Source organism: Clostridium sp., from assembly GCF_051650885.1.
Taxonomy (GTDB): domain Bacteria; phylum Bacillota; class Clostridia; order Clostridiales; family Clostridiaceae; genus Clostridium.
Window position 1 is genome coordinate 1 of the sequence record NZ_JBOFRG010000028.1, and the last position, 10905, is coordinate 10905.

A 10905-nucleotide genomic window follows, 5' to 3' on the forward strand; every position below is an offset into this window, starting at 1 on the left:
TATCCTCTAAAAAGAGAATACTCCTCCCCTAATAAATAATACTCAAACTATATTTTTTATGTAGAGTATTTCCCAAATTTATTTCCCATTGATTTTTTCTTATGTAACACAATGGTTATTATGTTACATTGATATTCAAGCCTTCAAATAACTTCTAAGCTAGTAATACCAATGCTTTAAAGCTTTGCACTCCATAATCCATTGTGTTACATCTTATTTATACATCATACTTATGCACCATTTATGCAATATTTAATATACATTTGTATAAATAATCATTAAAAGCAAAATTTTAAATACTATCCCTAGAGTTATATTTCCCTGCCTTTATTAGATTCTTTTACATCTTTAAGGAACTGGCTCATATCAAATTCTTCATCAACTTTTACTTCTTCAATATTATGTATTTCCTGCTTACTAGTAGGTACTCCTAAAGCTCTATTCACCATATATTTAAGTAAATCTGATTTAGTTTTCTCACTAGTCTTAGGGTTACTTATAAGTTCCTCTATCTTATTGATATAATTAGTTGCTTTTGACTTAATATAGTTATTGGTAGATTTTTGGAAATCCTCTCTAGCCTTATCCAGAGCAGATATATAATCCTTATCTTTCTTCCAATTATAATATGTCTGTCTTGAATTAATTCCAACACGTCTACAAATCTCCGATATACTGCAACCTTCTAGCTCTAATTCTATAGCTTCATAATGTTTCTTTTCTAGCTTCACAATACCTCACCTCCTTCCAAAATTCTCACTTACACTTATACACTTTTATTTTCTAATTTTATTTTTCTGCATAATAAAAGAACCTAGAAATTAATCTAAGCTCTCTTCCCAATCTATTGCAATCTCTTCTCTACAATCATTTTCCCCTAGTACACCAACCATTCTTTTCGACTCTACTGAATCTCCTAAATCTATAAGGTTCTTTACATCAAAAGTAACCAAAGTAAATTTCTTTTTGTACATTCTACTTTTAATAAATTTATTTCCATATTTAACATTTTTAATATTTATCTTACATTTATATATAACACCAGTTGCTAAAATATAATCTCTTAACTTTTTATTTGGTGGTAAATAGTCTTTATTCATTTCTTTTAATATTGTTTTATAGTACCTAGTTCCAACTACTTCAAAATCACTTTTATCTGAACCTTTAAATTTTAATTCAACTGTAAATATTTCAATTTCATATTCAATACTTAAATTCTCTATTGGAACATCACTTATATTTTTTATTTCCAAATAAATATTAAAACTTTGTCCCGTTCTATTGAATCCATGCTTTCCATTATAATATTCTTCTTCCGTATAATATACTTCTCTATCGAATCTTAAATTATCCTCCTCACTTCTTATAATTTCATAGTCTAATGATAATTTAGGTTTTTTAGATGCTCTATAAACATAGAGCGCTATTCCACAACTAACTAACGTTCCTATTCCACTTAACATAGCTCCACTAGCACTAATTAATTCTAGAACACTACTCATTTTTATCACACTCAATTAAGTAAGACACTTTTCCATCTTTACCATCTGACATAAATCCTCTACATTCATTATTTACAACAAAACCAAATTGCTCTGCAATATCCTTGATTAATTTTTGAATACCGTTAATTACCTCATTCATTTTACTTTTAATACAATATTTATATAATTCTTTTCCACTAATAAAATTACTATTTCCATTTCCTTTCAATGGTATTCCAGTAGAATCACCTAAGTAATTATTTTTAAAATGGATAAAATTATTCCTAATATTGTTCATTTCCTCAAATAGCTTATATTCAGTTTTTTCTTCTATATCTAGTAATTCACTTTCATTTTCTTTGTATAGTTCTTTTATCGTTTGAAAAATATTCTGCTTAATTTTAATATTTCTATTATTACAAATATAACTTATAGATGTATCTAAATATGTTTTCAACATAGTTACAATTACTATTCCATTCTTAATATTATTTTCAAATTTTTCGTGGTCTAAAAATAAATTCTCATCATCTATAAAGTTAGATTCAGTCATTTTTTTCAAACACTCTTCTATGATTTCTAATTCTATTTTCTCAATAACAATATATTGTCCATGTGCCATTTAAAATCCCCCTACTTTACAATTTATTCATATTGTAACATAGAAGAATATTAACCATCAACAAATAAAAGAACCTAGAAATTAATCTAGACTCTTAATATATTTATTCTAATAGATCTATATTATTTTTCATTATTAATTCATCAATAAAATAAGCTATTTCTTTTTCACTTATAAATTTAAAACTTGCTAACTCTATCTCATCCTTCCTCTTATTTCTACTCTTTAAAACCACATCATATTTTTGCCTTGGCGTAATTGTAATAGACCACTCTAATTCTTCTTCACTTTTCTCTATTGTTAAAGATGACCTATCTGCAATATTACACTGTATATCATTGATAATTCTAAATCTTCCTATATATAAGTCACCATCATCATATTTTATATTCTTTTTAAATTTTGTCCTACAATATTCACTTATTTTAAATAGAACTCTGTCTACCACTTTATAATGAAACTCTTCCTTTTCCTCTGACATAATCTCATAATCACAAATTTTACAATTCATACTTAAACTCCTTAAATTTTAATATTATTTATTTATATTAAAACTTGCATAATAAAAGAACCTAGATTACTCTAAGTTCTCTAAAAATCTTACTAACGTCCCTATTAAATATATAAATAACTCAACCTCTTGCTTTGTTATATTTAAATTTGCCGTATGCTTTGTATTTTCATTACTAAATTTCTCTATACTCATACCTAAATTAACGTACATATTACGTATATTAACGTTAATGTCTTTACCATCTAAATATCTACATACATCTTCCTTTAAAATTCTATCGATACTCTGCTTTGAATTATTAAACTTGTCCTTTAAATAATTTTCTAAAACTTTTCTTAAATTATCAATAACTTCAACGTTCTCAATATCTGTATTTTTAGAATCACTATATTTTTCAAGTGTACTTATAAGCAGTTTATATGCAGTCTCATATTCCCCAATATCTTCTAAACATCTATTTATTACTTTTTTATCTAATAACTCTTCCCCTTCTGGATAAACAATATATCCATATTTATCATCTTTTTTTACTCCAACAATATTACTATATCCAGATACTTCTATTATTTTAGTTATCTCTTTACATAAATTCTCTTTAAGTTCGTCTTTTATCTGATTTGATAAAAATAATATCTGTATTGCTCTAAAATAATCAATTTCTTTTTCATACTCCATAAGCCTTCTTAAGACTTTACTTTCTTCATTCCATCCTGGTAACCCACTTATTACTATATTATTAACTGGTATTTTATTACTTCCCATTATCTGAATAAACTCTAAATCAAATTCTTCTGAAAAAATAAGTCCTTTTAATTTTTCCCCTAATAGTGCATTAATTCTATTTTTCAATAATTTAAACTTTTCTTTATTACCTAATTTAATATTCCATCTAATATTAAATTGTTTTATCGCTTCAAATTTATCCATAAACTCCCCCTGCTTTACAATTTATTCATATTGTAACATAGAAGAATGTTAATCATCAACAACTAAAAGAACCTAGAAATTAATCTAGACTCTTATATTTAAACTAGTTCTTCATCAATTTTTTTATTTTTATCTGAATTTACCTGCAATAAGTCATTAACATATCTACAAATATCATCTACGGATAAATCAATTACCGAATATAATGGTGTAAAATTAGGGGTTCTATCTTCTAACTTCACCTATATATACATCACATTTATCTACCTTGCTCTTAATGCAAATACTATGGCAACATTTAATTAATTTATCCTCTTTAGATGATTTATATAATTCAATATTTACTTCAAATTCCCCACGCTTTTTTACCTCAATTTCATGGTAATCATCTAATTTTAAATATCTTCTACGCCTTTCAACTACCCTGCTATTAATACCCTTTTTCTCATAAGCTTCTTTTAATTCGTTAGCAATAATATCAAATGCTTCGTCTACTACATCCATATTAATTTTTTTACCCTTAGGCTTTTCCTCATTTCTATTTGCAAACTCTTCAATCCATTTCTTTTCTAATCCACTCATATTGATTCTCTCCCTTTTTTTCATTTTATAAATTAATGTTTATTAATATCTCTACAATCTCACTAACACGCTCTGTTGTTAATTCATTAAATTCTTTCAGTAATTTCTTAAATCCTTGACCTTCTACTCGATTATGCTTTATATACATTTTATATTTATTACTGTCATTTATAAGAGTAATATTATACTTTTCACCTAATTCTGAATCTGTATCATCTTTATATACACTTGAATTTTTATATACTTTAAATTTTACTCCACAGTTATTTACAACTACAAAGTCAATTTCAGTATCTTCATCTAATTGCATATACTGTTCGTCTCTTATAATTACATTACTATCCATTCCCTTCCTTTCGTATTCGTCTCGTAATTTATTACAAATAACATCAAAAGCTTCTTCTATTTTTGAAATATCTACCATTCCCCTATTACTAAAATCATCTAACCAACTTAAACTATTATTTTTCATATTAATTCTCACCTTTTTTATTTTTCTTTAATTATATAATTCTACACATTTTATTTATTTCCTTTTTTTACCATAAAATATTCATGTTTTTTATATTTTTTTAATATATTTTGTCAATTAATTTTTAATATTTATTTAATCTATATAGTTACATAATAAAAGAGTAGCCACTCTCATAACTACTCTGCATATCACATACTTTCTTCATCTCTAAATAATTCCTTTCTATCTAAATATTAAATAGACTATTATTATACCTATTGCAGTCCATGTAAATATTTTATTTATCTCATATTCTAATTTTTCCTTATAGTTCATCTTCTATACCTTCCTTACTTCAATCTATGCTATCATGTCAGCTGGTTCAAGATTTCTTATATAAAAAGCTACCTTACCATCTGCAAAATTTTCTACTCTACCAACTTCTCTCATATGATGTGATCTAACAATATAATCATCTATCTTATAAATTCTATTAAAAATCATATCAATAAAACTCTTCTCAAAATTAACTACATCAAATTTATCCTTTATAACCACATTCATAAATAACTCAACTGGCTTACTAAAATCTACTCCCTCTGCTATCCAATATGTTAGATCTGGAACATTATGATATGGAAAATATTTAATCCATTGTTTATATGCTTTCGTCTTTTCCATAGTTCCATTTTCACCAACTTGGTACATATAATTATTACTTAATGGATGACAATTGCACACAATAAAATCCTTATCTATGCTAGTAAACTTCTTTACCTCACATTTTAATTTCTTTATTTCTTTTGATTGATGTGTTTTAATTCCACCATTCTTTTTATTTTCTAACTTAATAATATCTGATTTTATATCTGCTATCAATTCTTGCATCCCTAACATCTCGCTAGGTTTTAATTTAATTTTATCCCTATCTAATCTCTGTTCTAACCCCTTACAAATTAAGTTAGATAGTTTTACTCTATCAAAATTATTCAATCTCTTAGCCTTCCATTCAGCCTTTGATAGCTCTAAGAATTCTTTATACTCTCTAGCTACATCATTACTATTTAAAAATGTTTTTCTAATTCTATACTTCCCAAATTTATCTTCAAATTTAATTGCTTCTTTAGTAGCATTTTCTAATATAACTACACCTTTAGTTCTTAATTCTGTTAATACTGTGCCTACCCAAAGCATAAACTTAGTAGCTCTTTCATTTCTAGCCTTACCAATTAAAGCATACATAATAAACTCTGGTATATAATCATCTTTATTACATTTATGATCAACCCCTAATTCTTTTAGGTACTCATTAATTCTATTCCATCTGATAGATTTTTTCTGGCGACCACTTGTGGTCTCTACTTTCTCCCAACCACAAAATCTAGCTACATCATCAATTAATACTTCACTTGTAGTTTCTCCTATTCTAAATGTTACATCTTTTCCTTCAAATTTCTGTTTTTTTATTATTTCTTTTTTCATTTGTTTTTCCTACCTTTCTATACTTCTAATTCATCATCATTACTTATTAATCCAAGTAAAAAATCATTATCAATTTCATTATCGCTATCATCATTTAATACTTCATCTAAATCAAAATCATTTTTAATACATTTATCCATTGCTATCTTTGCTGATACTTTAACTGCCTGCTCTAAAGAATTAGCTATATCCAAATTCATTTGTAATCGTTTATCTACTATATCTTGCATTTCATTATTAAAGCTCTTTAAATCTTCTTCCATTAAAATATCAAAAACATTTACTTCTTCTACAACTTTAACTTCTTTTATTTTTTTATCTTCTTTTGGTTTTCTTAATTCTGCTAATTTTCTTTCTATTTCTTCTAATTCTTTATGATCTTCAATAGTTGCTTTACCACTATTAATCTTCTTTTTAATAGCTCCTTTTTTACCACCTAGCTTTTTAACATTGTTACTTATTTTAGAGTTTTTAAATACATTCCCCTTAGCTCTTTCTTTGCTCTTATAAAGATTAATAGAACTTTTTATCTCTTCTTCACTATTTTCATTAAATAAAGCATATGTATTAGCTCCATCTTTAGCTTTACCATTCTCTTTATTTACTATAGTTCCACTTTTTTTATATCTGATTAAGTCTAATCCAACTAATATATCAAGATATCTTTTTATATTATTATCACTTATTCCAGTTTCACTAGAAATCATTGCATATGATGGAAAGCATACCTCATATTTACCTTCAATTATTTCTGCATCTGACTTTCTTTTATATATTCTTGATTTAATATTGCAGAATAATTTTAATAAATTATTTTTGCTATTTCCACTTTCATCACTCATAATCTTATCAAATTCTTCTAAATCTAATTTAAAATAGTTCTTATCAAAGTCTTTTAAATTAACTTCAATTAATTCACTTGGTTTTGCTTCTCTAATATCTTTACTCATTCCAGTTATGTAATCTAATTCATATAATCTAAATAATAATTCTTTAAATTTATCATTAGTTCTACCTTTATTATTGTTAGGTTTTAATCCACATCTAGTTATTAATTCATTTAATGTAAATTTAGCTACCCCATCAATACTTTCATCTCTTTTAAGATTAACCCAAATTAATAATACTTTTTCATCAATAGTATTAATTAAACTATTTTCTCCACTCACCATTTCTTTTGATACTTTTACAAATTTATTTTTTACATTCCTAATTATTTTTTTTATTTCCATTATGATACACTCCTTTTAATTTTATTTATTTCTACTTAATCTTTTTAATTCTGATAATTTGAATAACGTTTCACTAAACTCTGGTGTCTTTCTAAACATATAAATTAGCTTATCACTATCTCTATCCTTCTTAGTTCTATACTCTTGTCCAGTTAAATTCCTTATCATCTTAGCCATATCCACACTTTTAATTGGATAATATCTTACTTCCATCATTTTAAATGCCTTCCTTACTTCAATTTATTTTTAATATTTATTTGCTAAAGAACTATTACTATAATCCTTTAGCAATTTTAAACACAATTCTATTTTTAGGATTATGTCTATCTGGTTCTGTTCCAACTAATTCATATCCATTTTGTAAGTGATACATTAATTTAATAATGCTACTCACTATCTGAATATCTTTACTTGTTACATCTTTATTTCTTAAATTTAAAATCTTTTCTCTATTATTCTTATAGAATCTAAAATCATCTATTATCTTTTCATCTCTCTTAAACTTAAATTTTCTCTTACCCTCTTCATCTTCAACTGATGATATTCTTATTAATTCATTTTTTTCTTTTATTAGAAAATTTACTAACTTTATATCTTTAGTAGTAAAACAATTCTCCATCTTTTTTCATTCCTTTCTCTATTCAATCTTTCACAATTAATTATTATCATAGTGTTATCTAAGTCTACTCATAATAAGCTCATAATTATCTCATTCTATTATCATAATCAATTCATATTTTGCTGTTATTTTATCTTAATTTGCTCTATGTTTACTCATTCTATAAATCTAAATATATCCATTTGGGATAACCTTTTACCGTTCATACTTAGGACGAACCCTCTTTGCAGAACTGAAAAGTCGTTATCCCTATATTGACCTCCTACACACAATCTGTGTATCACCTTTTCTTCTTCATCTACTGCTTTCAAAGTAAGTATTATTTAGTTTGCTTATTCCTCCATGTTTTGGTGTTATGTTTTCCATAATAGCAAACTTCTCTAACCTGCCCCTTATAATGTAAGGGTATAAATATTGTTTACTACCCGTTTCACTATCCCTATTAAGGATAGTTATCTTTTAATCTTCATAAACTATATCTTTTCTCACCTTATCTGCACCTATAAAAACATCACCACTAGCATTTACTAATACCACTTCTGGCTTTCCAAATGTATCTATAAGTTGACTTACTCCAAGCTCTTTAACTAATATGTAACTTAATACTTTTCTATATGTAACAAGCATCATTAAATCTGGCAACATATTATAGATTTCCTTGCTAATATAATCAGATTGTTTATCACAGAATTTACTTAACTTTCCTTCTTTAAGCATTTCCTCTGCTGTCCACATAATATCATTTTCTAAGTCCACTAATTCCATATAACCTAATAGCTCTGCTAATTTTTCTCCATCATCAATTCTTCCTAAATTCTTAACTTTCATCATTTTAAATTCCTTCTTTCATTTTTATTTTTTAATATTTATTTATGGTATGGATTGCTTTAAAGAGTGCATATCCAATAAGTTTCTCTATTAAATTTCTTTACATTTTGCTGTTGCTCTAACAACTAATTTATCTCTACCTTCAATAAATCTTTCTTCTCCTGCAACACACATTGTTCTATCTTCACTATGTATCTTTTCTACATTTATGTATTTACCAAGTTTAACCTTTGTTCCTACTTCACCTTCTGCAACTAATAAAAATAAGTCATCTATATAACCTAATCTTCTCTTTGCTTCCACTTTAGTAATTCCAAATCCTTCTCTCATAGCTTGTATTAATTCTTTTTTCTTCAATTTAATTTCTCCTTTGTTAATTTATTTTTTAATATTTGTTGGAAAGTGATTGCTTTTAAAGTGTGCAATCACAACTAAGTATCACTATTTATAAATATTCAAGTACATTTTTAAACTCTATTGGAGTTCTTCACCCCTTAGTGGTTTTAAAATCACACCCCTCAAACTAAGTAAATAAGCCATTTTCGATTTTTATTTTCATTTTTTTCATAACACCAATCTGTTTTTTAACGGAAAACTCGTATAAAAAAAATGTACCATTTTCCCCCTTGATTTATACAGCCTTAAATTTAACTCCAAATAAATCTATATCGCCATCTTTATCTGCTTCTATCCTCGGTAATTTTTTCTTATTATTTCTAAATATATTTTTCACTTCTTTTTTATGTGATAAATATATTAGGTTGAATAAAGCTCTCTTTTCTTTAGTTATTTTAGCTTTCTCAAATCCTTCCTTACCTTCTTTATTTTTATTTGCATCTCTATCCATAAGGAAAATAATAGAAGCTATTTGTGTAGATTTTAATTTAAGCTTAGATATTTTATTGTTATATTCATTTTTATTTTTTTCTATTTCCTTTATATACTTCTCTCTTTCTCCACCTTCTGCTTGAATAAGTTCACTATAAATACTTTTATTTCTTTTAGAATAATCATCTGATATTTTGTTAATATTATTGACAAGACTTTTAGTTATGCTAGTATCTACATTTAAACACTCCTTATTGACTTTAAAAAATGCTTCAATAGGTGTCATATCATTTATTTTATTTTTAAATTTGAAATTTCTACATCTCATTTTTTCAATTAAATAGTCAAGACTTGTATCAAATTTTAAATATATATCCTCTAACATATCTAATTTTTTTTCAATATCTCCTATCTCCTTATCATCTAACCCTTCTTTTTCTTTCTCTTTTAATTCCTTCTTTAGAGTTTTAATTTCCTCTTTATTTTTCTCTTTAAAATATAGAGGTTTGTGTATCTTATCGATTCCTAATATATCTATAGCTTCCTTTCTAATGTTGTCCATTGCTACATTACTATCTACTACACTTGGCTTTTTCGCTTTATCTATTTCAATACAGCTTAAAACATCTAGCTCACATATTAATTCAAATAATCTTTTTAGCTTGTCCTCACCTAAACTTTTATTATTAAATCTATCCCAATAATAACTATTTAGATATTGTGATAGATTGATAATTTCACCAATTTTATTCACGCTAGTTTTCACATCTAGCTCACATCTACTTTCTGGTGTTAAACTATATTCAACTTTATTTTTATTCACTATACAATCAGTAGGAACTAGGAATTTGTCATAATGTAATTTAGCTATGTCAATTAATATTTTATTATCAGTAACCATCATATGATCGCCATCATAATCGCACCCAGATAAGACCGATAATATATTTTCTTTAACACTATTTATATGTACTATCTCATTTGTTGAGTTAAAATATGTATCTATTTTTTCTTTATATGTATTCTTAGTTAATAATATGTTTGACATTGTAACGTGTGGAGATCTTATCCCCATTAACTCAACACCATTTTTAAAATTTGTTGTATATATCTCATTTTTATTTAACAATGTATCTTCACCATTAAACGTTCCTATACTATGTTGTAACATCTCATATCCATTACCACAAAGAACTTCATAGTTACCATTTATCAATTATGCCCACTCTTAATTCTTCTTGCATATGACTTCTTGATATCATTTAAATGCCCTCTGAATAAGCTAGTATTCATTATTTTGGGATTGTGTTTTAACATCTCTAGTAATATATCA

The 10905-nt window shown here is 25.9% G+C and carries 14 protein-coding genes; all 14 read right to left on the minus strand.

Features of this window, described 5'->3' with window-relative positions:
• Positions 1–311 precede the first annotated feature (311 nt).
• On the minus strand, positions 312–731 hold the full coding sequence (locus tag ACRC28_RS00870; RefSeq protein WP_438541567.1) for a phBC6A51 family helix-turn-helix protein: 420 nt from the start codon (positions 729–731) through the stop codon (positions 312–314).
• A 90-nt stretch (positions 732–821) separates the two neighbouring features.
• The gene (locus tag ACRC28_RS00875) at positions 822–1502 is read right to left on the minus strand and encodes a hypothetical protein (RefSeq protein WP_438541568.1); all 681 of its coding nucleotides are present in this window, start codon (positions 1500–1502) and stop codon (positions 822–824) included.
• A complete protein-coding gene (locus tag ACRC28_RS00880; RefSeq protein WP_438541569.1) occupies positions 1495–2106 on the minus strand; it encodes a hypothetical protein in 612 nt (203 codons plus the stop codon). The genes ACRC28_RS00875 and ACRC28_RS00880 overlap by 8 nt, the downstream gene beginning before the upstream one ends.
• Positions 2107–2209: 103 nt before the next feature.
• Positions 2210–2617, minus strand: coding sequence for a hypothetical protein (locus ACRC28_RS00885; RefSeq protein WP_438541570.1), 408 nt, complete (start codon positions 2615–2617; stop codon positions 2210–2212).
• 66 nt (positions 2618–2683) lie between these two features.
• Positions 2684–3547 carry a hypothetical protein gene (locus ACRC28_RS00890; protein ID WP_438541571.1) on the minus strand — a complete coding sequence of 288 codons (864 nt, stop codon included), beginning with the start codon at positions 3545–3547 and terminating at the stop codon, positions 2684–2686.
• A 225-nt stretch (positions 3548–3772) separates the two neighbouring features.
• A complete protein-coding gene (locus ACRC28_RS00895) occupies positions 3773–4129 on the minus strand; it encodes a hypothetical protein (protein WP_438541572.1) in 357 nt (118 codons plus the stop codon).
• 25 nt (positions 4130–4154) lie between these two features.
• Complete coding sequence (locus ACRC28_RS00900) at positions 4155–4601, minus strand: hypothetical protein (protein ID WP_438541573.1); 447 nt, start codon at positions 4599–4601, stop codon at positions 4155–4157.
• A gap of 342 nt (positions 4602–4943) precedes the next feature.
• Positions 4944–6065 carry a hypothetical protein gene (locus tag ACRC28_RS00905; protein ID WP_438541574.1) on the minus strand — a complete coding sequence of 374 codons (1122 nt, stop codon included), beginning with the start codon at positions 6063–6065 and terminating at the stop codon, positions 4944–4946.
• Between the two features lie 17 nt (positions 6066–6082).
• Positions 6083–7297: a hypothetical protein gene (locus tag ACRC28_RS00910; RefSeq protein ID WP_438541575.1), complete on the minus strand. Its 1215-nt coding sequence runs from the start codon at positions 7295–7297 to the stop codon at positions 6083–6085.
• Positions 7298–7318: 21 nt separating this feature from the next.
• Positions 7319–7513 carry a hypothetical protein gene (locus ACRC28_RS00915; protein WP_438541576.1) on the minus strand — a complete coding sequence of 65 codons (195 nt, stop codon included), beginning with the start codon at positions 7511–7513 and terminating at the stop codon, positions 7319–7321.
• A gap of 58 nt (positions 7514–7571) precedes the next feature.
• Positions 7572–7916 carry a hypothetical protein gene (locus tag ACRC28_RS00920; protein ID WP_438541577.1) on the minus strand — a complete coding sequence of 115 codons (345 nt, stop codon included), beginning with the start codon at positions 7914–7916 and terminating at the stop codon, positions 7572–7574.
• Positions 7917–8375: 459 nt separating this feature from the next.
• The gene (locus tag ACRC28_RS00925; protein ID WP_438541578.1) at positions 8376–8747 is read right to left on the minus strand and encodes a hypothetical protein; all 372 of its coding nucleotides are present in this window, start codon (positions 8745–8747) and stop codon (positions 8376–8378) included.
• A gap of 87 nt (positions 8748–8834) precedes the next feature.
• The gene (locus ACRC28_RS00930; protein ID WP_438541579.1) at positions 8835–9101 is read right to left on the minus strand and encodes a hypothetical protein; all 267 of its coding nucleotides are present in this window, start codon (positions 9099–9101) and stop codon (positions 8835–8837) included.
• 274 nt (positions 9102–9375) lie between these two features.
• A complete protein-coding gene (locus ACRC28_RS00935; RefSeq protein WP_438541580.1) occupies positions 9376–10788 on the minus strand; it encodes a hypothetical protein in 1413 nt (470 codons plus the stop codon).
• Between the last annotated feature and the right edge of the window lie 117 nt (positions 10789–10905).

Excerpts from the sequence above, each read along its gene's own strand:
- ACRC28_RS00910 (WP_438541575.1), bottom strand. The coding sequence starts at position 7,297 with ATGGAAATAAAAAAAATAATTAGGAATGTAAAAAATAAATTTGTAAAA.
- ACRC28_RS00875 (WP_438541568.1), bottom strand. The coding sequence starts at position 1,502 with ATGAGTAGTGTTCTAGAATTAATTAGTGCTAGTGGAGCTATGTTAAGT.
- ACRC28_RS00890 (WP_438541571.1), bottom strand. The coding sequence starts at position 3,547 with ATGGATAAATTTGAAGCGATAAAACAATTTAATATTAGATGGAATATT.
- ACRC28_RS00925 (WP_438541578.1), bottom strand. The coding sequence starts at position 8,747 with ATGATGAAAGTTAAGAATTTAGGAAGAATTGATGATGGAGAAAAATTA.
- ACRC28_RS00900 (WP_438541573.1), bottom strand. The coding sequence starts at position 4,601 with ATGAAAAATAATAGTTTAAGTTGGTTAGATGATTTTAGTAATAGGGGA.
- ACRC28_RS00905 (WP_438541574.1), bottom strand. The coding sequence starts at position 6,065 with ATGAAAAAAGAAATAATAAAAAAACAGAAATTTGAAGGAAAAGATGTA.
- ACRC28_RS00885 (WP_438541570.1), bottom strand. The coding sequence starts at position 2,617 with ATGAATTGTAAAATTTGTGATTATGAGATTATGTCAGAGGAAAAGGAA.
- ACRC28_RS00895 (WP_438541572.1), bottom strand. The coding sequence starts at position 4,129 with ATGAGTGGATTAGAAAAGAAATGGATTGAAGAGTTTGCAAATAGAAAT.
- ACRC28_RS00920 (WP_438541577.1), bottom strand. The coding sequence starts at position 7,916 with ATGGAGAATTGTTTTACTACTAAAGATATAAAGTTAGTAAATTTTCTA.
- ACRC28_RS00915 (WP_438541576.1), bottom strand. The coding sequence starts at position 7,513 with ATGATGGAAGTAAGATATTATCCAATTAAAAGTGTGGATATGGCTAAG.
- ACRC28_RS00880 (WP_438541569.1), bottom strand. The coding sequence starts at position 2,106 with ATGGCACATGGACAATATATTGTTATTGAGAAAATAGAATTAGAAATC.